Genomic DNA, 20,621 nt, shown 5'->3' on the forward strand with positions numbered 1-20,621 from the left:
AAATCTCGAGGGGCTCTGCTACGAGCGGATCATCGGGCGCTTGCGGGCGTCGGGCTTCTCGTCCGGCGACTGGGCCGCCGCCCAGCGCTTCGCCTGGACCCGTTCGGACCAGCTGGCAGCCGATTTCCCGGGCGGCAGGAAGGCGAGGGCGGCGTCGGATCCATTGCCGGACGACGGGATGTTGCCGCGGGTTCCGCTCATCAGGCGGATCACGCTTTTCAGCCCCATCGCGTGGAACTTGCGGTTGATCACAAGCATGGGATCGGCACTCACCGCGCGGAAAATCGAATCGAGGCAACCGCGGTAGTTTCCCCAGACGTAGCATTTGGAAACCAGGTAGCTGTAAAAGTTGCCGGCCGACCAGCGGAACACCTCGGGATCGAGCCCGGGATTCCGCGCCTTGGCCCGGTCCATCGTGATCTCATAGGTCTGCCCCATCCAATCGGTTTGCAGGCTCATGCAATCCTCCAGCTGCCGGTATCCCACCAGGGATCGCCGTACCAAACCGAAGGTGAACTTCTCCGCCAGGCGGATCGCCAGATCCCAGTCCTCACATCCTTGGGAGCCACCCTGCTCGCCGGCTTCCAAGTAGAGCCCCACCTCATCGAGCGCACTGCGCCGGAACAGCGGGACACTCGCATTGCCCAGAAAGTTCCTGAGAATCAGCGGCCGCAGGACGCGGCCCTCGATCTCCCATGGAAAAGATGCCGTGATCACGCCTCCCGTCGCATCGATCTTCTCCAGCCAGCAATAGACCAGGCCCATCTCCTCGCCACCCGCTTCCATGCAGGCGACCTGCTCTTCCAGCTTGTCAGGATGCCAGAGATCGTCGGCATCGAGCGGGGCGATGAACCGGCCGCGGGCTTCACGGATGCCGGAGTTCCGCGCGGCTCCCACCCCGCCGTTGGTTGTCTGGATCAGACGTATCCGCGCGTCGCGGGCAGCATGATCAAGTGCCACCGCCGCGGTCCCGTCCCGGGAACCATCGTCCACCACCAGGATCTCGATGTCGCGCAGCGTCTGGTTGCACGCGGCCTGCAGGGTGAACGGCAACCACAATTCAGCATTGTAGGCCGGAATCACCACCGAAACGGTGGGTTGGGTTTTCAAGTTGGGTTGGGAGGGGGGTAAGCGTCCTGAGTCCTAACAAAAGTTCCCGGGATTTCAATCCCTGAATATCAGCCGATACGGACGAACAGCAACCATTCCCGTTCCGCCGATTGCCCTGCTCTCCCGACTTTGTGAAACTTTTCACAAAGTGCGCTTGCGGGGTTGGAAGCGGTTTTTCATAGTCCGCGGGCCGCGGGGACACCCCGACGGTCCTCCTTGCCCCATGAGCGACAACGCCGCCACCGTCGAAGCCAAGCTTCCCAAGGATCTCGCTGCCGAGAAGGGCTTGGTCAACGTGCAGATTGACGGGGTTTGGCACCAGTTGCCCCGCGGGATGCGCATGATCGAGGCTTGCAAGATCGCGCAGAAGGAAGTCCCCCACTACTGCTATCACCCGAAGTTGACCGCGCCGGGGAATTGCCGGATGTGCCTGGTCCAGATGGGCATGCCGCCCCGGCCGGCACCGGGACAGGAACCGACTTTCGACGCCGACGGCTACCAGCCGATCGGTTGGATGCCCCGCCCGGTTATCGCCTGCGCGAACACGGTGACGGAAAACATGGGGATCCGGACCACCGGCGAACTGGTCGAAAAGTGCCGCGAGGGCGTGATGGAGTTCCTCCTGATCAACCACCCGCTCGATTGCCCGATTTGTGACCAGGCCGGCGAGTGCCGCTTGCAGGAATTCTCGGTCCAACACGGCAAGGGCGCCTCCCGCTTCGTCGACATGAAGGTGAAGAAGCCGAAAAACGTGGACATCGGCCCGCGGATCCGGCTCGACGACGAGCGCTGCATCATGTGCAGCCGCTGCATCCGCTTCATGGACGAGGTCGCCGGCGATCCGGTGCTCGGCTTCACCCAGCGCGGCACCCATACCACGCTCACCGTCCATCCGGGCCGCAAGCTCGACTCGAACTACTCGCTGAACACCGTCGACATCTGCCCGGTCGGCGCGCTGACCTCCAACGATTTCCGCTTCCAGATGCGGGTCTGGTTCCTCAAGGAAACCAAGAGCATCGACGTCAACTGCGGCACCGGCTCGAACATCACGATCTGGACCCGCGGAAACAAGGTCCACCGCATCACGCCGCGCCAGAACGACGATGTGAACTCGACCTGGATGCCGGACTCGCACCGCCTGAACTTCCACTATATCGACAGCGAAGCCCGCCTGTCCGCACCGCTTGTCAAAATCGCCGGCACCCATGCCGCCGCGCACTGGAACGAGGCGATCACCGCGACCGTCACCGCACTGAAAACCTTCCAGCCCTCCGAGATCGCCATCATCGCCTCCGCGCGGATGACCAACGAGGAACTCTTCCTCACCCGCGCCCTGGCCGACGCCCTCGGCACCGGCCAGTTCACCACCGTCCCGCGGACGGGCGAAGCCGACGAACTCCTGGTTTCCGCCGACCGCAATCCCAACACCACCGGCGCCCAGCTGGTCTGGCAGACCTCCGACACGGCGGGCGCCATGTTCGGGATCCGCGAAGGGGTCCGGTCAGGTGCCATCAAGGCCCTGCTGGTCCTCGGCGAAGACCTCACCGACGCGGGATTCACCGCCGAAGAGATCGCCAAGCCGGAATTCATCGCCTCCATCCAGCTGCTCGCCGGCCCCACCGCCGAAGCGAGCGATGTCGTGCTGCCCGGCGCGGCATTTGTCGAGAAGCGTGGCTCGATGGTCAACGTCACCGGCCGGCTCCAGCGCCTCAACCGCGCCCTCGAGCCCCTCGGCGACGCGCGCGACGACTGGGAAATCCTCCGCGACCTCGTCCTTGCCATCCAAGGCGGACAGCCCGGTGACGGACCCGCCACCATCGAGGATGTCTTCAAGTCGATGGCGGAAGGCACGGCCGAATTCGCCGGGCTTTCCCTTTCGAAGATCGGCGATCTCGGCCAGCCGGTCACCGAAACCGGCATCAAGATCCCCCTGCTCGAAAACGAGCGTGCCCGCAAGGCCGCCGGCCTGATCAACGGATAATCCCCGGCTCCCGCCTTTCATGGACCTCGCCACACTCCTCATCATCCTCGCGAAAGTCATCGGCCTGACCTTCATGGTCGTGCTGCCGCTGGTGCCGATCTCGGTCTACTTCGAGCGGCGATTCTCCGCGATCATCCAGGACCGCGTCGGTCCCAACCGCGTCGGTGTGCCACTGACGCTGCTCGGGGCAAAGAAGGACTTCTCGTTCTTCGGGCTGATCCAGCCCATGGCCGACGGCCTGAAGCTCTTCCTCAAGGAGGACTTTACCCCTTCCCACGTCCGCAAGGCGTTCTACTGGCTGGCCCCTGCCCTAACTGTCGTCCCATCGCTGGTGACGGTCTGCGTGGTTCCCTTCGGCTCCGACCTCGTCGTCAACGGCGAGCATCACAAGCTGGTCATCGCCGACCTCGACGTCGGCCCGCTCTTCATCTTCGCGATCTCGTCGCTGACCGTTTACGGCATCACCCTCGCCGGGTGGTCCTCGAACTCGAAGTTTCCCTTCATCGGCGGCGTCCGCTCGACCGCCCAGATGATCTCCTACGAGATCGCCCTTGGCCTCTCGATCGTCCCGGTCCTGCTCTACTACGGGGATCTCAACCTCTCCAACATCGTCCAGAAGCAGGCCGACAACGGCTGGCTCCTGCTGCCGCTATGGGGAGCGTCGGCACCTTGGAACAACGGCGGCGACTACACCGCCTGGTTGTTCTGGATCCCGGCGATGATCGCCTTCGTGATCTTCACCACCTCGGTCTTCGCGGAGACCAACCGCATGCCCTTCGACCTGCCGGAGTGCGAAACCGAACTCGTTGGCGGCTACCACACGGAGTACTCGTCGATGAAGTTCGCGATGTTCTTCATGGGCGAATACGCGGCCATGGTCATCGGCTCGGCGCTGGTCGTCACCCTCTTCCTCGGCGGCTGGTCCCTCGGCTTCGGAATTGATGCCGCGATCAGCGACGTGACCGTCTTCGGGGTCGGCATCGGCGGCCTGATCCACATGGCGATCTTCATGGCCAAGGTGGTCGCCTTCATCCTGTTCTTCATCCTGGTCCGCTGGACGGTTCCCCGTTTCCGCTACGACCAGCTCATGCGCCTCGGCTGGGTGATCTTCTTCGAAGCGGCATTGATCAACGTCTTCCTCGCCGCGCTGGTCGTCGCCGCGCCGCAATACGGTCCAGCCATCACCGTCGGCGGCTTGATCGTGCTCGCCATCGTCACCGGCGCCTTGGTCTGGGTGCTCAAGGTTTCAGAACGCAAGGCGCTGCCCGCCGCCGCCTAGCCCCCACCATTTCCTCAACATGGCTGTCGTCAAAGTCACCCGCCCCAAGCTGAATTCCGGGGAGAAAATGTACCTCGGAGCGATCATGAAGGGCTTCGTCATCACGATGAAGCACGCGATCGCTTCCCTCCGCGGCAAAACCCGGGGTGCCAGCGATCTCGCCTCCTCCGGCCTGGGAGCCACCATGCAATATCCCGAGCAGAAGTGGGACGAGCATCTCCCGGAATACTACCGCGGCGCCCCTGCCCTCGTGACCGACGAGCAGGACCGCGAGCGCTGCGTCTCCTGCCAGCTTTGCGAATTCATCTGCCCGCCCAAGGCCATCAAGATCACTCCCGGCGAGATCCCTTCAGATGATCCTTGGGCCAAGGTCGAGAAGCGTCCGAAGGAATTCGAAATCGACATGATCCGCTGCATCTACTGCGGCATGTGCGAGGAAGTCTGCCCGGAGCAGGCGATCTACCTGCGCAAGGACTACGCCATCACCGGTCTGTCTCGCGCCGACATGGTTCACGACAAGAAGAAGCTCTACGAAATCGGCGGCAAGCGCGTCGGCCTCGTCAACAAATGGAATGAGTTGAAGTAAACCGGCCATGAAAGCCCTCTCCTCCGCGATCGTCGTGACCTCCGGCATTTTCGGCATGATCAATGCCCACCGGCTGGTGGCCGGACCGGACCCGCTGGGAGGAATTGCCTACGTGATCTGCGCCTCCGTCCTCGTCTTCGGCGTGGGCGGCTGGATCTACAGCCTGAAGAGCGACGACTGATCCACCCACTTTCCCATACCCGCCTCTCCCGATGCCACTCGCCCTATTCTGGTTTTTCGCCATCGTCATGCTCGTCGGCGGCCTTGCCGTGGTTTCCTTGCGGAACCCGGTCGCATCCGCGCTGTCGATGGTCGCCTCCTTTGTCGGGCTTGCCGGACTCTTCATCGGACTCAACGCCTTCTTCGTCGGGATCATCCAGATCCTCGTCTACGCCGGGGCGATCATGGTGCTGTTCATCTTCATCATCATGCTCCTCGACCTGCAGACCGAGGAAAAGCGGGCCCCGAAACTCGCCCCGGTCCTCGGCGGACTCGGTATCGTGCTGGCCTTCTCCATCCAGCTCATCGGCATCCTTTCCAAGACTCCTAACATCAAGTCCGAGCCGCTCGACCTCGCCGCCGCGTCCGCCTCGTACGCGGACAAGAGCCCCGGGATCTCGTCCAAGCTCGCGGCCGGCCACCTGCCCGACGTGAACCTGATCGGCGACGTGCTGTTCAAGGGCTACAACCTGCCGCTGCAGATCGTCGGCGTGCTCCTGCTCGTCTCGACCGTCGGCGTCGTCGTCCTCTCCAAGCGCCAGACCACCTGATCCCATGGCAAGCCTCCACTCCTACCTCCTGGTCTCGGGACTCCTCTTCGCCATCGGCCTCGCCGGGGTGGTGCTGCGGCGCAACATCATCGTGATCTTCATGTGCCTCGAGCTGATGCTCAGCGCGGCGAACCTGACCCTGGTCGCCTTCTCCCGGTTCAACGGCAAGGACGGCCTGCCCGACTACAACGGCCAGATGCTGGTCTTCTTCGTGATCACCGTCGCCGCGGCCGAAGTGGCCGTCGGCCTCGCCATCATCGTCGCCCTCTACCGCGCCCGCCAGACCATCAATACCGAGGATCTGACGAGCATGCGCGGATAGTCGCCGAGGCTTCCTCCCGCCCCATCTTTCCTGCCAGCATCCATGAATCTCGCCTGGGTCCTCCTGTTCCTGCCGTTGATCGCCGCCGCGGCGAACCAACTCTACTTCAAGCGCATCGCCTTCATCGCGTCGGTCATCTCGGTCGGCTCGGTCGCGGCGACCTTCGGCATCTCGTTGATGCTGCTCGGTGCGGACAAATCCCCCGAACCCCTCCGCTGGGCGACCGTCGGCGACTTCTCGATCGAGATCGGCATCACCCTCGATCAGCTTTCGACGGGTATGATGGTCGTCGTCACCGGCATCGGTCTGCTGGTCCACGTCTTCTCGCTCGCCTACATGGCCGACGACAGCGCCAAGGCCCGCTACTTCACCTGCCTGTCGCTCTTCATGTTCTCGATGACCGGCATCGTGCTGGCATCGAATTTCATCATGACCTTCATGTTCTGGGAGCTGGTCGGTCTCAGCTCCTACCTGCTGATCGGTCACTGGTATCAGAAAGACAGCGCCGCCGACGCCGCCAAGAAAGCCTTCATCACCAACCGCATCGGCGACTTCGGTTTCATGATCGGCATCCTGATGCTTTGGGGCATCACCGGCACCCTGACCTTCTCCGAAATGGCGGTGCCCGCCACGGTCTCCACCGGCGTCCTCGGAGCCTGCCTTCTCTGTGTTTTCTGCGGTGCAGTCGGCAAGTCCGCGCAGATGCCGCTCCACGTCTGGCTGCCCGACGCCATGGAAGGCCCGACCCCCGTCTCCGCCCTGATCCACGCCGCCACCATGGTCGCCGCCGGCGTCTACATGCTGTTCCGCGTCCAGCTCTCGATCGGCACCGCTGCCTTCGACAATTTCGCCGGCGACACCATCGCCTGGATCGGCGGCATCACCTCGCTCTGCGCCGCGCTGATGGCCACCCAGCAGAACGACATCAAGCGCATCCTCGCCTACTCCACCCTCTCCCAGCTCGGCTACATGGTGATGGCCGTTGGCCTCCTTTCCGGCGAGGCGGGCATGTTCCACCTCTTCACCCACGCCTGGTTCAAGGCCCTCCTCTTCCTCGGTTCCGGCGCGATCATCTACGCCTGCCACCACGAACAGGACATCTGGAAGATGGGCGGCCTGCTCAAGAAGATGCCGATCACCGGCCTGACCTTCGCCATCGGCACCGCCGCGCTCATCGCCGTGCCCTTCGTCACTTCGGGCTTCTATTCGAAGGAAGAAATCCTCGCCGCCGCCTTCACCGGCAACAAGGTGCTGTTCGGCATCGCCGTCTCCGTCGCCTTCCTCACCACCTTCTACATGACCCGCGCCTTCGTGGTCACCTTCCTCGGCAAGACCCGCTCGGACAATGCCAGCCACGCCCACGAGGTCGGCCCCATGATGTTCGTGCCACTGGTGCTGCTTGCCGGCATGGCCATTGGATCGGCCTGGCTCACCGGGCCGCTCAACGCCTACGTGCCGGAACACGAACATGGTCACGCCGAAGGCCACGGCCTCATTCTCGGCGCATCCATCGCCTCGCTGCTCCTCGGCCTTTTCGCCGGCTTCGCCCTTTACAATGGCAAGGACAAGGATCCCGTCTCGATCCCGCTGTTCCGCGACCGCTTCAAGATCGACTGGATCTACGACAACATCGTCGTGAAGTACTTCCAGGACGCCTTCGCCGCCATCGTCCACTTCTTCGACGAGTTCCTGATCAACGGCCTCGTCGTCGGCGGCGCCGGCCGCATCGCCGAGGGCTTCGGAGGGCTGTTCCGGCGCGTCCAGTCCGGCAACCTGCAAGGCTACGCCTTCGCCTTCGGCATCGGCGTCATCCTCGTCATCTACCTCACGGTCTTCTGAAAGTGACCCGCGTCTAACATCCCATCACTTTCCATCATGCTCGCTCTCCTCGTTGCCCTTCCGATCATCGCCTTCATCGCGATCCTCGCCGGCGCCCCCGCCCGCCAGGCCGCGCTCGGTGCCGGCCTCGCCAACCTCGCCCTCGGCCTGTGGGCGGCTTTCACCTGGGAGGCAGAAATGTGGGCAAGCTCGGTTGAAGTCCTCGCCAAGCCCTCGCTTCATCTCGCCTTCGGCTTCAGCGATGGCATGAGCGTGATCATGGTGCTGCTTTCGGTCATCGTCACCGTCGCCGCCCTGCTCTCCGGTCGGGCTCCCGCCGGCCGCGAGATCCTCTACTACGGTTCCTCCCTGCTGATCTCCGCGGGAGCCATCGGTGCCTTTGCCGCCACCGACCTGTTCTTCTTCTACGCCTTCCACGAACTCGCGCTGATCCCGACCTTCCTGATGATCGGCATCCTCGGCCGCGGCGACCGCCGCGAGGTGGCTTGGAAAATCACCATCTACCTCGGCTTCGGCTCGGTGGTGCTGCTCGCCGGGCTCGTCTGGCTCGCCAATCTCGCCGGCACCTTCGACATCCCGACCATGGTCGCCGCGGTGAAGAATGGCTCGCTGGTCATTGATCCGGCCGCCCAGAAGGGCATCGCCGCCCTGCTAATCGTCGGCTTCGGCGTCCTCGTCTCGCTCTTCCCCTTCCATTCCTGGGCCGCCCCCGCCTACGCCAGCGCTCCCGCCCCGACGTCGATGCTCCACGCCGGCGTGCTGAAGAAATTCGGCCTCTACGGTCTGCTCCGCATCGCCATCCCCATGGTCCCGGGCGGCATGAACGACTGGCTGACCCCGTTGCTGGTCCTGTTGGTCGGTAACATCCTCTGGGTCGGCCTCGTCACTGTCAGCCAGAAGCGCCTCGACCTCATGCTCGGCAACTCGTCGGTCATGCACATGGGCTACATCTTCCTCGCCATCGCCGCGCTTGCCGCGAGCTACCAAGGTCCGGCACTTGCGGGAGCCCTTGTCGATGGCCAAGCGGTGACATTGAGCTCGGTCGGGCGTTTCACCAACGACATCGCCGGTCCCGCCGCGGTGCTTCTGATGTTCGCCCACGGCATCTCGATCGCCATGCTGTTCGGTCTCGCCGACAAGATCGAGCGCAGCACCGGCACCCTGGAACTCACCGACCTCGGCGGCCTTGCCAAGGCGGCACCAAGCCTCGCCTTCCTTTTCGGACTTGTCGGCTTCGCCTCGATCGGCCTGCCCGGTCTCGCCAATTTCGCCGGCGAGGTGATGGTCTTCCTCTCCGCGTTCAAGAACTACGATCCCGCCGCCGGCCTCGGCCCGGTCCAGATCGCCTGCATCTGCGCCATCTGGGGCGTCGTCATCAGCGCCATCTACATGCTCCGTGCCTACCGCCGGATCTTCCAGGGCGAGAGCGTCCGCGCCACCGAATCGTCGCTCGACCTCACCCCCGCCGACCGCATCCCGGCCCTGCTACTGGCGGTCACCCTGCTCGCCGTCGGCTTGTTCCCGAATCTCCTCCTCAGCCTCTTTAAGTGACTCCCGCTGATCACAGATCACTGATCACTTTCCACTTCTTCCCATGCCCGCCTACTATCTCGAAGCCCTGACCGTCGCCCTCGGCCTGCTCCTGCTGATGGTCGAAGCGTTCGGTCCCAGCCACTCGAAGAAGCTCGTCGGCTTCTCCGCCGCGGCCGGCTTGACCTTCATCCTGATCCTCTCGTTCTTCGCGATCGGTCCGGACCAGGCCAAGGAAGGCAGCACTTGGGAAACTTGGGAACTCTCGAAGTTCTACTCCTTCGACCCGCTGGCCCGTTTCTACAAGGGCTTCGCCCTCGTCTGCACCATCCTGGTGCTGTTGATGTCGATCGATTTCCGCTCGGTCCTCTCGCGCTTCACCGATCATCCGGAAAGCGAGTCGGGCACCGGGGAATACTACTGCCTGCCGGTCTTCGCCTGCGCCGGCATGATGTGGATGGCCTCCGCCAAGGACCTCGCCGGCGCCTTCGTTGCCCTCGAACTGGTCACCATCACCTTCTACATTCTGGTCGCCTTCCTGCGCCGCAATGTCGGCTCGCTTGAGGCCGGGGTGAAATACCTGATCCTCGGCGCGCTCAGCACCGGTTTCCTGGTCTACGGCATCGCCTGGATCTACGGCACGACCGGCACAATGAGCCTCGTAGGACTTGAAGGCGCGATTTCGAACCTTCCCTCCACCACTCCGCTGCTGTTCGGCATCGCTCTCATCCTGATCGCTCTTGGCTTCAAGGTCGGAGCCGTTCCGATGCAAGTCTGGATCCCGGACGTCTACCAAGGCGCGCCGACCCCGACCACCGCCTTCCTTTCGGTCGGCTCGAAAGCCGCCGGTTTCATCCTGCTGATTCGCTTCCTCGACCCGCTCCTCCAGCCCGGTTCCCCGGTCGCCCCGCAGGTGCTGCTGATGCTCGCCATCATGGCCGGTGCCACCCTGATCTTCGGCAACCTCGCCGCGATCAGCCAGAGCAACTTCAAGCGCCTGCTCGCCTATTCCTCGATCGCCCACGCCGGCTTCCTGGTCCTCGCGCTCGCTTCGTGGAAGCAGGAAAGCGATTCCGCCATCGGCTCGGTCGGTGCTGTCTCCTTCTACCTCGCCACCTACCTCCTGATGACCCTGGCCAGCTTCTTTGTGCTGGCCCAGGTCCGCATCCAGGACGGCTCCGAGCAGATCGATGCCTTCAACGGTCTCGGCAAGCGCAACCCGGTGCTGGCGATTGGCCTGACCGTCGTCATGGCCGCCCTCGCCGGCGTGCCGCTGACCGCGGGATTCATCGGCAAGTTCTTCGTTTTCTCCCTCGCCGTCGAGGCGGGCCTGTGGTGGGGCGTGACTTTCGCCTTCATCGGGGCCGCAGCCGGCTTCTACTACTACTTCAAGATCATCCGCGCGATGTGGTGGGAATCCCCCGCCGACAACGCCAAGCCGCTGGTCCTGCCCCAGATCACCCGCACCTGTGTGGTTGCCCTGACCATCGCGGTGCTGGTGCTGGGCATCTGGCCGCAGCCGATCCTCTGGCTGCTGGGCTGAGTTCCGAACACCTACCCTCCGGACGGCAACGAGGATCCGGACTTGCCCGCCCGGGTTCGTGGAGGCACAGCTTGGCGGCATGCCGATGTCCCAAGCCCGCCGGATGAACTTGATTGCGCTGGCCTTCGCGGTCACCGCGCTGGTCGTCTTCGTGGCCTTTCATTTCCTGCCTTGGTCTCCGCTTTGGAAAGGCTGGGTTGTTTGGGAAGACATCTTCGGCGATCTGGCCGATGGAGGTCTCGAGGAACCGCCGTTGGTCCTCGCGGCCGCCAGCCTACTCACGGAATCATTGCTGATCGTCCTGCTTCCCTTCCTTCTCCGGATGACGTGGAGCTCGCGTTTGCTGTGGTGGACCGTGACCCTGGTGTCGGGAATCGCGACCTGCGCGTTGGCCGGCATCATCCTCTACTTCATTTTGTTGGATCCTTACACCCGGGCCGAGGCCGGACCTGCCGTCTACTGCCTGGTCGCAGCCCCGGTTCTCAATTTCATCTCCCTCCTCTTCGTCCGCCGCGAAGCGCCTGAGCCCCATGCCTTTCCGTCGCCGGAGAGTCATTGAGATCAGGGCACCTCGACCGTGCCGCTCGGCACCGCCTTGGTGACTTGGAAAACTCCCGTCTTTCCATCGCCCGGAACCCGCACTTCATACCAGCCGGGGAAGCCGCGCCATTGGACGATCCCGCCCTTGCCGGTGGTCAGGGTCACACTGGTGGTCCAGCGCCGGCCGAGCCATTCCTCGAGAACCTCCGCTCGCGCCCGGGCGGTCCAATCCCGGGTCCAGGAGGCTGCGTCCGGCTTCCAGTGCCTGCCCTCCCAGAACCCCCACAGGATGAAGCTGGTGTAGGCCGGGTGACTGAATGCCGCGATCATCAGGTCGCGCGTGTAGTCGGCGGCCAACTCCTCATCATCCGCGGTGACGATGTCGAACTCCGTGATGGCTTGGCGTGGCGCCAATGCCCCGAAACGGTCGGTGACCTCGAGGACCTGCATGGGGCTCGGCAGGTAGCTGTCGTCAATATGGGCCTGGTTGCCAAGACCGTCGACGCGGAACCCTGCCTGCTTCAGCTTCTCGAGGTAGGTGAAAGTCTCATCCGACTGCCTGCCCGGCCGGAAAAGCTGGTCCTCATTGACGAAAAACGGCAGCGCCGTGGCCCGCTGGGCCAGCCCGTAGACTTCCCGATCGAGTTCCGCCAGACCGGGTCGTGCCGTGAAGAGCTTGGCTCCGTTCCAGCCCACCGGATGATTCACGACATCCCATTCGCAGACCCGGTCCTTCGCGAAATCGAGCCGCGCCTTCGCCGTTTCCAGGAAGTGCCGGCGAATCGCCTCCGGATCGGTGAGGTCGTCCAGATTCGGAGGCACGGCGTTCTGCATCAGGTAATGACCTCGAACCGCGATGTGCCGCTCTCCCAACCAGGCGAAGGCGTGATCGAGCCGCGCCAACCGTTCATCGCGACCTTCCGCGCCCTCCTCCCAGCCGAAGTCCTTCAAATCGTTCTCGAAAACCACCCGGCTGAACAGGCGGTCGACGATCGCACGGTAGCGTCGGCCATCTTCGCTTTCCTCGGTGAGGAGCTCGGCGGTGACCGCTGAACCGAAGCCGAACTCATGGCGGCGCAGGGTCAGAACCACCTCCTTGCCGACCAGCGCCTGGCCGTCCGCATCATGCACCCGCACCGAAAAATCGGATTTCCGGAGCTGTTCGATCCGCAACAATGCCGCTTCCCGCCAAGCGGCCCCCGGCTCCCGTCCCTCATAGGTGCGGCGGATTCGTGGAAAAGCAGAGGTATCGGTTCCGGCCGGATATTTCAGCGCCCGGATCGACGAAACCTCGACGGTCTGCAGTTGGCGGGCGCAGAGCAAGGTCAGCGTCGCCCGGTGCTTCTCCGCCGCTGCCGTCACCCGGTACACCACCGGCAGTTCCTGCCAGTCGCCGCTGAGCTCCAGCGGCACCGGTGGCGCCAGGACATCGTAGGGAGGATCCGAGCGCTGGAGTTTGGCCTCGATCACCGCCGCATCCCCGGCCGCGGACCGGGCCCGGATGATTGCCAGGACAACCTCTCCCTCCGCCAGCGCATTCAGGTCGATGCCGGTGGAGATCTGCGCCAAGTGTGGCCGCTCCTCGTCTGGCCGATTGATGTTGAGCTGCCAACCGCCGCCCTCGATCTCTCTCGCCGTCGCATGGGCCGGATCTGCTTGGACCTTGAGCAGTCCGCGGTCGAGGAGGTCTTCGCCGCCGTCGGGAGGGCTCAACTCCGCGGCCACACGTGCCACCAAGCCGATGAAACAGAGGAGCGGGAGGATTCTCATCATGGATCGTCTCCACACTATGCCAAACCGGCTTGCAGGGGCACGCCCAAAGGCGCTTTCGGCGCCCATTTCGGTCACCGGTCGCGGTTTTGTTTGCCAGCCCGCCGCGAGGGCGGAAGACTCCCCCCCGCTGCCATCCGCTCGCCTGATGAAAGTTGTCGCTGTTGCCAATCAAAAAGGCGGCGTGGGGAAAACCACCACCGCGCTGAATCTTTCCGCCGCCCTCGCCCTGCGCGGGCAGCGGGTGCTGCTGATCGACCTCGACCCCCAGGCGAACACCACCAGCGGACTCGGCATCGACACCGAAGGCGACGGCACCGTCTACCCCGCCCTGCTCGGCGAGGCGAACGTCCGCGACAAGATCATTTCGTCCGGCCGGGACAATCTCTCGGTCATTCCTTCCCACATGGACCTTGCCGGCGTGGAGATCGAGCTGGCCCGTGGCGACGACCACCTGGTGCGCTTGAGAACCCACCTCCAGGGGCTGAAGCCCAACGACTTGTTCGATTACTGCCTGCTCGACACGCCGCCGTCGCTCGGCGTCCTGATGACCTCCGCCCTGGCCGCCGCCGACGAGATCCTGATCCCGCTCCAGTGCGAATGGTTCGGTCTGGAGGGACTGGCGAAAATCGTCCACGTCATCGACCAGATCCGCGACTCCGGGGCGAACCCCGACCTGACGCTGGAGGGCATCGTGATGACCATGTTCGACGGCCGCACCAACCTCGCCAAGCAGGTCGTCGACGAGGTCGGCAACTACTTCCCGGAGCAACTCTACCGCACGGTGATCCCGCGCACCATCCGCCTCGGCGAGGCGCCGAGCCACGCCAAGACAATCTTCGAGCACGACCCGGCCGGACTCGGTGCGGACTCCTACTTTGCGCTCGCCGACGAGTTCCTGACGCGCCACGCCGCGGTCGGCCCGGCACTCGCCACCGGCTGACCGGGAAGAGCCGTGGAACTCCTTCATTCTCTTCGTAGAACAAGGGATATCGTCTTGACCCCACGGGGCCGTGGTCGCCATAGTCCGCCGGCTTCCGAAATTGCTCGGATTCCTTGATTTTTTGTCCCCCGGTTCACGGCTGACGGTGCCACGCCGGGGTTTTTGACGACCGTCGCCATTCCTTTTCCCAATTTCTCACCACCAGAATGTTCTCTCGATTCTTCGGAAGCTGGTTTTCCAATGATATCGGCATCGACCTCGGCACCGCCAACACCCTCGTCAACGTCAAGGATCAGGGCATCGTCCTGCGCGAACCCTCGGTGGTCGCGGTCAAGGCCGGCACCAACGAGGTCCTGGCCGTCGGCGACGACGCCAAGCGCATGCTCGGGCGCACGCCGGGCAACATCGTCGCCATCCGCCCGCTGAAGGACGGCGTGATCGCCGATTTCGAGGTGACGGAAGCAATGCTCCGGCACTTCATCCGCAAGGCCAACAACAACCGCCGCCGCAACAACCCGCGGGTCGTCATCGCCGTCCCCTCGGGGATCACCGAGGTCGAGCGCCGTGCGGTCAGCGAGTCCGCCGAACAGGCCGGGGCCCGCGAGGTCCACATCGTCGAGGAGCCGATGGCCGCCGCGATCGGCGTGGGCCTGCCGGTCATGGACGCCTCCGGCAACATGATCGTCGACATCGGTGGCGGCACCACCGAAGTGGCACTCATTTCCCTGGGCGGCATCGTTTTCGCCCGCTCCGTCCGCACCGCCGGCGACGAACTCGACGAGGCCATCGTTTCCTACATGAAACGGGCCTACAACCTGATGATCGGCGAACGCACCGCGGAAGACATCAAGATCCGCCTTGGATCCGCGGCCCCGCTGGCCAAGGAGATCACCATGGACGTCAAGGGCCGCGACCTCGTCGCCGGCCTGCCGAAAACCATCACCATCACCTCGCAGGAGATCCGCGAGGCCATGGCCGACCCGCTGACGACGATCGTCGACGCGGTGCGCACCACGCTGGAGCGTTGCCCTCCCGAACTGGCCGCCGACCTGGTGGACCGCGGGATCGTGCTCGCCGGTGGCGGCGCGCTGTTGCGCGGGTTGGACCGACTTCTCCGGGAGGAAACGGGCCTGCCGGTCCATGTCGCCGAGGATCCCCTCAGCGCCGTGGCGGAAGGCACGGGCAAGATGCTCCAGGAGATCGAGGTATTGAAGCGGGTCACCACTTCTTCGCACTACTGACCGGCATGGCCGGGCGCTCCTCGCCATGAGGCCGCTCAATCTCCTCGCATCCCTGCTTTTTCTGGCCGGCGCCGTCTGGGCGCTGACCCGCAGCGAACGTACGGTCCGCGAGATCCAGAACACCTACTACTCCTGCCTGACACCGTTTCTCACGGCCGGTTCAAAGCTCGAGGTGAAGGCCCGCGCTTTCCGCGACGAGGTGCGCCACTCGAAGGAGCTGGAGGCGGAACTCGACGAGATCCGCCAGGAGTATGACCGGTTGCGCCAAGTGGAATCCCATGCCCGGGAACTGGAGGCGGAAAACGCCCGCCTGCGCCGGGCCATGGACTTCCAGCAGCGCACCGAATTCGCCGCCACCGCGGCGCGGGTGATCCGCCGCCAGCCAACCACCTGGTGGCAGACCGTCGAGATCGACCGCGGCGAGGACAGCGGCGTCGTGCTCCACCAACCGGTGGTGGCCGACGGCGGGCTTGTCGGCAAGGTGGATCGCGTTGGCAAGACCGGCTTCTCCTCGGTCATCCTGCTGACCGACGAAGCCTGCCAGGTTTCCGTGCAGGTCGAGGGGACGCCCGAGGTGGGCATCCTCAGCGGCCAGCGCGGCCAGTATGAAGGCGAGCCCAAGCTGCGCCTCAGGTTCCTTTCCCCGAAAGCCCGGCTCAGCCCGGGCTCGCGGGTATTCACCACCGGGCGCGGGGGACTTTTCCCCGCGAACCTCCTGGTGGGAACGGTTGAAGCGGTCGTTCCCGGTCCGCTCGACTCCGAAGCTTTGGTCCGACCCTCCGTTGACTTCACGGATCTGAGCACGGTTTTCCTTCTACCGCTGCAGCAGACTCAGTGATCCGCTACACCTTCAGCCTGCTCATCCTTGTCCTGTTCGCCCTGGTGGCGCAGCAGTTCATTCCCGCGCTGACCGGACTGTTCAACTCACGGCTCCTGCTGGTGACCCTGGTGTTCTTGTGCGCGTCGGTCACCGTGCGCACCCCGGTCATGCTGGTGCTCGCCTTCATCTGCGGTTTCCTCTGGGACGCCCAGACCACCCTCGGCCCGCCCGGCGGCGACCCGGAGGTCTACAAGTATCCGGCGGAATCCCTGCGCTTCGGCTACTCGATCATCCTCTACGGCGTCATCGGCTTCCTGATGCAAGGCATCCAGCCGCTGTTCCGCGAAGGGAAATGGCAGTTTTCCACCATCCTCACCGGGATCTCGATCTTCGTCTACCTGATCGCCGAGTACCTGATGATCAACTTCGTCCGCGGCGGCTTCATTTTCCCCCGGGCCACCCTTTACCAGATCATTTTCACCTCGACCTTGACGATGCTGTTTTCACCGCTGGTTTTCTGGATCCTTTTCACCATCGCCGGGAGGTTCGGCCATGAGATCCGCTTCGAGGGATTGAAAAAGAAACGCCGCCGCCGCGCCATCGCTTGATTGTCATGGAACCCCGCTACCGCCTCAGAGTCTATTTGCTGACCGCCCTCGTGCTGTTTGGCTTCGGAGCGCTGTTGACCCGGCTCTACGATTTCCAGATCAACAAGCGCGAGTTCTACAAGGGACAGGTTCCTGGCAACCGCCAGATCACCGTGCGCGAACCCGGAATCCGCGGCACCATCAAGGACCGCAACGGCATCGAGCTGGCGCGCAACCGCCGGAACTACGAGGTTTCCTTCAATCTCGAGGAAATCCACAGCGCCTACCGCCTCCAGCGCGACCAGGACCCGACCGTCGACGTCGAGACCAGCGACAAGGGCATGCCGCGGGTGGGTACGGAGACGGACATCGTCGCCATCGTCAAGGAGCGGGTGATCAGTCCCCTCGGCAAGCTCGGCTTGCTCCGAGATTTCAACGCCGAGGCGATGCGGGTCCACTACAAGACCCACGGCGGCCTCGTCCCCTTCACCTACACCACGGACCTCGACTACGACCAGTTCGCCAAGTTCGCCGAGCACTCTCTTGAAATTCCCGGCGTCTACCTGAACGTCCGCCCGCAGCGCGAGTATCCTTACAAGGCTCTGTCCTGCCACACCCTTGGATTCCTCCGCCAGTGGTCGAAGGGCGATATCCCGGAAGACGCCGCCCGCAAATACGGATACCAGTATGTCGGCGACGACCGTGGCGTTGCCGGCGTCGAGGCCACCCTCGACGACATGCTGCGCGGCCCCGAAGGCTGGAAGCAGATCGTCAAGAGCGAGAAGGGCAAAATCCTCGGCGAAGTGCTCGTCGATGCCGTCGATCCCGGGGTTGGCGCCGAGGTCACGCTGACCATCGACGCCGAAATCCAGTATCTGGTTTCCAATGCACTGCGTCGCGCCGGCACGGCGGCCGGGGTGGTGATGGACGTGCGCACCGGCGAGATCCTCGCCATGGCCTCGGTCCCGGACTACGATCCGAATGACTTCATCCCCAGCATCACCCAGGCGAAGAAGGATGAGTACGATCACAACCCCCATCACCCGCTGATCGACCGATCCATCAGCACTTTTTCTCCCGGTTCCACCTTCAAGGTACCAACGGCAATCGTCGGCGCGATCCGCGGCTTCGCCCACCGCAGCTACAACTGCAATGGCTACGTGCCCTACGGCAACACCAAGGTCCGCTGCTGGATCGCCAAGAAGGGCGGTGCCCACGGCGGACTGCCGCTCCCCAAGGCAATCCAAGTCTCCTGCAACCCCTATTTCATGCAACTGGCCAACGCCATCGGCCCCAAGGACATGGCGGACGGCTTCCGGATGCTGGGATTCGGGGAAAAGACCGGAATCCCCGTCCCCGGTGAAGATGGCGGCACCGTGATCGGCAGCCGCGAGTGGCAGCGCAAGAATCCGAACGAACGCCCCACGCCGGTCAACATGGCCTTCGCCGCCATCGGCCAGGGAAACTCGCTGGCATCCCCGCTTCAGCTTTGCGCGATGGTCTCCTGCGTCGCCAACGGCGGCCGCTATTACCGGCCCCGGCTGGTGAAGCGCGCGGTCGATCGCAACGGAACCCCGCTCATCGAGGACACGCCGAGCCTCAAGGTCGATCTTCTCAAGGAAGGCCTCAAGCCCGCCGACCTCGAATTGATCCGCGAGGGCATGCGGATGGCCGTCAACGTCCCTGGCGGCACCGCAAGCCGGGTCAAGGTCCCTGGTTACGTGGTGGCCGCCAAGACCGGTACTGCCCAGGCGGAACAGGCCGGTAGCTACCAGCGCCACAATGCCTGGACCATGGCCTTCGCCCCCTACGATGAACCGCGCTACGCCGTGGTCGTCATGGTCCGCGAAGGCAAGTCCGGCGGTGCAGTTGCCGGGCCGCTGGTCCATCTGATCCTGCGGGGACTGCTGTCGCGCGACGAAGGCATGAAGCTGCCCCTGCATCCGCTCGACCCCGTGCCCGGCGCGCTGGAAGCGATCGAAGAGATCCCCCTGCCCGAAGACGTGCTGGCCGCCATCGATGCCACGGAAGCCGATGGCGAAACCGGCGACGAAGCCGCTGAAGCCGCCACCGCCGCGGGCATCGTGAATCCCAACCCGAAACTCTCCGAACCACCCGTCTTACCCCAACCCACCATCAAACCGGAAGCGGACGCGGAAGGCACCGTGACACCACGGAACAACCGCTCCCGCGACCGCTGACCCCTTCGAATTTACCTCCTCCTATTCAATCCATGATTCAGAAACTCAAGAGATTCCTCGGCATCGGCAAGCCCAACGCCAAGGAAGGCAATACTGTCATCGTTAACGTCGAGCGACTCGAACGCCGCGTCGCCCTCCTCGAAAACGGGGTCCTCGAAGAATACACCGTCGAACGCGAGGGCGAGCAGAACATCGTCGGCGGCATCTTCAAGGGCCGCGTGAAGAACATCGAGCCGGGCCTCAAGGCCATGTTCGTCGACATCGGCCTCGACAAAAACGCCTTCCTCCACTTCTGGGACGCCATCCCGGCTGCGCTCGACGGCGGGCTCGAGGAAATCGACCGCGGCAAGGGCAAGAAGAAGCAGCAGAAGAAGATCACCTCGAAGGACATCCCGAGCATCTATCCGGTCGGCTCCGAGATCATGATCCAGGTCTCGAAGGGACCGATCGGCACCAAGGGCCCGCGGGTCACCACCAACATCTCGTTGGCCGGCCGCTATCTCGTGCTGATGCCCTTCACCGAACAGTTCGGCATCTCCCGCAAGATCGAGGACCCCAAGGAACGCCAGCGCCTGCGCAAGATCATGCAGCGGCTCAGCGTGCCCGAAGGAATGGGCATCATCATGCGCACCGTCGCCATCGGCACCCGCGCCCGCCACTTCGTCCGCGACCTCGCGATGCTGCTGGAGCAGTGGAACTCCGTGGAGGAAAAGCGCGACTCGCGCCCCGCCCCGCTGTGCGTGTTCCAGGAGCCGGGATTGATCGAGCGCACCGCCCGCGACTTCCTCACCGATGAAGTCGACCAGGTGCTCTGCGACGACGCCGAGACCACCGAGTTCATCCGCGAGATCGCCGGCAAGATTTCCCGCCGCGCCAAGCGCCGAATCCATCACCTGCCGACCACCCAGCCGATCTTCGAGGCCATCAACATCCAGAAGCAGATCGACGAGGCCTTCTCGCGCCAGGTCTGGCTCCCCTGCGGCGGCTACATCGTCATCGACGAGACCGAGGCGCTCATCGCCATCGACGTCAACACCGGCCGCAACCGCGGTTCCAAGGACGTCGACAAGATGATCTTCGAAACCAACGTCGAAGCCGCCCAGGAGGTTGCCCGCCAGCTCCGGCTGCGCAACATCGGCGGCCTGGTGGTGGTCGACTTCATCGACATGCGCCACCGCAAGGACCAGCAGGCGGTTTACAAGGCGATGAAAGAGCGCCTCAAGAAGGACAAGGCCAAGACCCAGGTGCTGCAGATCTCATCGATCGGACTGATGGAGATGACCCGCCAGCGGCTCAATGAATCGCTGCGCGACACGATGTTCGAACCCTGCCCCTACTGCCAGGGCCGCGCGCGGGTGAAGACCCCCATGACCATGAGCGTCGAGATCCAGCGCCACATCGTCACCGTGATCAACAAAGTCCGCGACCAAGCCGGGGATCTCATCATCGTGGTCAACCCGGATGTCCTCAACCGCTTCAAGACCGAGGATGGCAAGCACCTTGTCGAGCTCGAGCGCCAGCACTCCGGCCGCCTGATCTTCCGCTCCGACCCGTCGCTG

The 20,621-nt window shown here is 64.0% G+C and carries 18 protein-coding genes; 16 read left to right on the plus strand and 2 right to left on the minus strand.

The genetic code is table 11. The features are described 5' to 3' along the window. Positions 1 to 18: 18 nt before the first annotated feature. The gene (locus IG178_RS22655; protein WP_193214872.1) at positions 19 to 1,110 is read right to left on the minus strand and encodes a glycosyltransferase family 2 protein; all 1,092 of its coding nucleotides are present in this window, start codon (positions 1,108 to 1,110) and stop codon (positions 19 to 21) included. 223 nt (positions 1,111 to 1,333) lie between these two features. Between IG178_RS22655 and IG178_RS22660 the strand changes: the two genes are divergently transcribed. The 10 genes from IG178_RS22660 to IG178_RS22705 all read left to right on the plus strand — a co-directional run bounded on the left by IG178_RS22660 (position 1,334) and on the right by IG178_RS22705 (position 11,519). Beyond that, positions 1,334 to 3,091 (plus strand): NADH-quinone oxidoreductase subunit G, encoded by a 1,758-nt coding sequence (locus tag IG178_RS22660; protein ID WP_193214873.1) that lies wholly within the window; start codon positions 1,334 to 1,336, stop codon positions 3,089 to 3,091. A 19-nt stretch (positions 3,092 to 3,110) separates the two neighbouring features. After that, the gene (locus IG178_RS22665; protein WP_193214874.1) at positions 3,111 to 4,370 is read left to right on the plus strand and encodes a complex I subunit 1/NuoH family protein; all 1,260 of its coding nucleotides are present in this window, start codon (positions 3,111 to 3,113) and stop codon (positions 4,368 to 4,370) included. A gap of 19 nt (positions 4,371 to 4,389) precedes the next feature. Beyond that, on the plus strand, positions 4,390 to 4,956 hold the full coding sequence (locus IG178_RS22670; protein WP_193214875.1) for a 4Fe-4S binding protein: 567 nt from the start codon (positions 4,390 to 4,392) through the stop codon (positions 4,954 to 4,956). Between the two features lie 7 nt (positions 4,957 to 4,963). Further along, positions 4,964 to 5,137: a hypothetical protein gene (locus IG178_RS22675; RefSeq protein ID WP_193214876.1), complete on the plus strand. Its 174-nt coding sequence runs from the start codon at positions 4,964 to 4,966 to the stop codon at positions 5,135 to 5,137. Between the two features lie 31 nt (positions 5,138 to 5,168). Further along, positions 5,169 to 5,726 carry an NADH-quinone oxidoreductase subunit J family protein gene (locus tag IG178_RS22680; RefSeq protein WP_193214877.1) on the plus strand — a complete coding sequence of 186 codons (558 nt, stop codon included), beginning with the start codon at positions 5,169 to 5,171 and terminating at the stop codon, positions 5,724 to 5,726. A 4-nt stretch (positions 5,727 to 5,730) separates the two neighbouring features. After that, positions 5,731 to 6,048: an NADH-quinone oxidoreductase subunit NuoK gene (gene nuoK, locus IG178_RS22685; RefSeq protein WP_193214878.1), complete on the plus strand. Its 318-nt coding sequence runs from the start codon at positions 5,731 to 5,733 to the stop codon at positions 6,046 to 6,048. Positions 6,049 to 6,090: 42 nt separating this feature from the next. Continuing rightward, entirely contained in the window at positions 6,091 to 7,887 is a 1,797-nt protein-coding gene (gene nuoL / locus IG178_RS22690) for an NADH-quinone oxidoreductase subunit L (RefSeq protein ID WP_193214879.1), read from the plus strand. A gap of 36 nt (positions 7,888 to 7,923) precedes the next feature. Next, the gene (locus IG178_RS22695) at positions 7,924 to 9,438 is read left to right on the plus strand and encodes a complex I subunit 4 family protein (protein ID WP_193214880.1); all 1,515 of its coding nucleotides are present in this window, start codon (positions 7,924 to 7,926) and stop codon (positions 9,436 to 9,438) included. A gap of 43 nt (positions 9,439 to 9,481) precedes the next feature. Continuing rightward, positions 9,482 to 10,960, plus strand: a complete 1,479-nt coding sequence (locus IG178_RS22700; protein WP_193214881.1) for an NADH-quinone oxidoreductase subunit N — start codon at positions 9,482 to 9,484, stop codon at positions 10,958 to 10,960. A gap of 79 nt (positions 10,961 to 11,039) precedes the next feature. Further along, the gene (locus IG178_RS22705) at positions 11,040 to 11,519 is read left to right on the plus strand and encodes a hypothetical protein (RefSeq protein WP_226895696.1); all 480 of its coding nucleotides are present in this window, start codon (positions 11,040 to 11,042) and stop codon (positions 11,517 to 11,519) included. 2 nt (positions 11,520 to 11,521) lie between these two features. Here IG178_RS22705 and IG178_RS22710 read toward each other — a convergent pair whose 3' ends face one another. Further along, complete coding sequence (locus IG178_RS22710; protein WP_193214883.1) at positions 11,522 to 13,270, minus strand: endo-1,4-beta-xylanase; 1,749 nt, start codon at positions 13,268 to 13,270, stop codon at positions 11,522 to 11,524. A 148-nt stretch (positions 13,271 to 13,418) separates the two neighbouring features. Between IG178_RS22710 and IG178_RS22715 the strand changes: the two genes are divergently transcribed. The 6 genes from IG178_RS22715 to IG178_RS22740 all read left to right on the plus strand — a co-directional run. After that, complete coding sequence (locus IG178_RS22715; protein ID WP_193214884.1) at positions 13,419 to 14,213, plus strand: ParA family protein; 795 nt, start codon at positions 13,419 to 13,421, stop codon at positions 14,211 to 14,213. Positions 14,214 to 14,419: 206 nt separating this feature from the next. Continuing rightward, the gene (locus IG178_RS22720; RefSeq protein ID WP_193214885.1) at positions 14,420 to 15,454 is read left to right on the plus strand and encodes a rod shape-determining protein; all 1,035 of its coding nucleotides are present in this window, start codon (positions 14,420 to 14,422) and stop codon (positions 15,452 to 15,454) included. A gap of 25 nt (positions 15,455 to 15,479) precedes the next feature. Next, on the plus strand, positions 15,480 to 16,292 hold the full coding sequence (gene mreC, locus IG178_RS22725) for a rod shape-determining protein MreC (protein ID WP_193214886.1): 813 nt from the start codon (positions 15,480 to 15,482) through the stop codon (positions 16,290 to 16,292). Next, positions 16,289 to 16,882: a hypothetical protein gene (locus IG178_RS22730; RefSeq protein WP_193214887.1), complete on the plus strand. Its 594-nt coding sequence runs from the start codon at positions 16,289 to 16,291 to the stop codon at positions 16,880 to 16,882. Before mreC ends, IG178_RS22730 begins: the two co-directional genes overlap by 4 nt. Before the next feature lie 5 nt (positions 16,883 to 16,887). Next, on the plus strand, positions 16,888 to 19,062 hold the full coding sequence (locus IG178_RS22735; protein ID WP_193214888.1) for a peptidoglycan D,D-transpeptidase FtsI family protein: 2,175 nt from the start codon (positions 16,888 to 16,890) through the stop codon (positions 19,060 to 19,062). 32 nt (positions 19,063 to 19,094) lie between these two features. Next, positions 19,095 to 20,621 (plus strand): Rne/Rng family ribonuclease (locus IG178_RS22740; RefSeq protein WP_193214889.1); only part of this gene is annotated, 1,527 nt, incomplete at its 3' end.

The organism is Neoluteolibacter marinus (assembly GCF_014904755.1).
GTDB lineage: Bacteria > Verrucomicrobiota > Verrucomicrobiia > Verrucomicrobiales > Akkermansiaceae > Haloferula > Haloferula marina.

What these genes read in the sequence shown, in the direction of transcription:
- IG178_RS22660 (WP_193214873.1), top strand. Translation starts at nt 1,334, where the DNA reads ATGAGCGACAACGCCGCCACCGTCGAAGCCAAGCTTCCCAAGGATCTC.
- IG178_RS22665 (WP_193214874.1), top strand. Translation starts at nt 3,111, where the DNA reads ATGGACCTCGCCACACTCCTCATCATCCTCGCGAAAGTCATCGGCCTG.
- IG178_RS22670 (WP_193214875.1), top strand. Translation starts at nt 4,390, where the DNA reads ATGGCTGTCGTCAAAGTCACCCGCCCCAAGCTGAATTCCGGGGAGAAA.
- IG178_RS22675 (WP_193214876.1), top strand. Translation starts at nt 4,964, where the DNA reads ATGAAAGCCCTCTCCTCCGCGATCGTCGTGACCTCCGGCATTTTCGGC.
- IG178_RS22680 (WP_193214877.1), top strand. Translation starts at nt 5,169, where the DNA reads ATGCCACTCGCCCTATTCTGGTTTTTCGCCATCGTCATGCTCGTCGGC.
- nuoK (WP_193214878.1), top strand. Translation starts at nt 5,731, where the DNA reads ATGGCAAGCCTCCACTCCTACCTCCTGGTCTCGGGACTCCTCTTCGCC.
- nuoL (WP_193214879.1), top strand. Translation starts at nt 6,091, where the DNA reads ATGAATCTCGCCTGGGTCCTCCTGTTCCTGCCGTTGATCGCCGCCGCG.
- IG178_RS22695 (WP_193214880.1), top strand. Translation starts at nt 7,924, where the DNA reads ATGCTCGCTCTCCTCGTTGCCCTTCCGATCATCGCCTTCATCGCGATC.
- IG178_RS22700 (WP_193214881.1), top strand. Translation starts at nt 9,482, where the DNA reads ATGCCCGCCTACTATCTCGAAGCCCTGACCGTCGCCCTCGGCCTGCTC.
- IG178_RS22705 (WP_226895696.1), top strand. Translation starts at nt 11,040, where the DNA reads ATGCCGATGTCCCAAGCCCGCCGGATGAACTTGATTGCGCTGGCCTTC.
- IG178_RS22710 (WP_193214883.1), bottom strand. Translation starts at nt 13,270, where the DNA reads ATGAGAATCCTCCCGCTCCTCTGTTTCATCGGCTTGGTGGCACGTGTG.
- IG178_RS22715 (WP_193214884.1), top strand. Translation starts at nt 13,419, where the DNA reads ATGAAAGTTGTCGCTGTTGCCAATCAAAAAGGCGGCGTGGGGAAAACC.
- IG178_RS22720 (WP_193214885.1), top strand. Translation starts at nt 14,420, where the DNA reads ATGTTCTCTCGATTCTTCGGAAGCTGGTTTTCCAATGATATCGGCATC.
- mreC (WP_193214886.1), top strand. Translation starts at nt 15,480, where the DNA reads ATGAGGCCGCTCAATCTCCTCGCATCCCTGCTTTTTCTGGCCGGCGCC.
- IG178_RS22735 (WP_193214888.1), top strand. Translation starts at nt 16,888, where the DNA reads ATGGAACCCCGCTACCGCCTCAGAGTCTATTTGCTGACCGCCCTCGTG.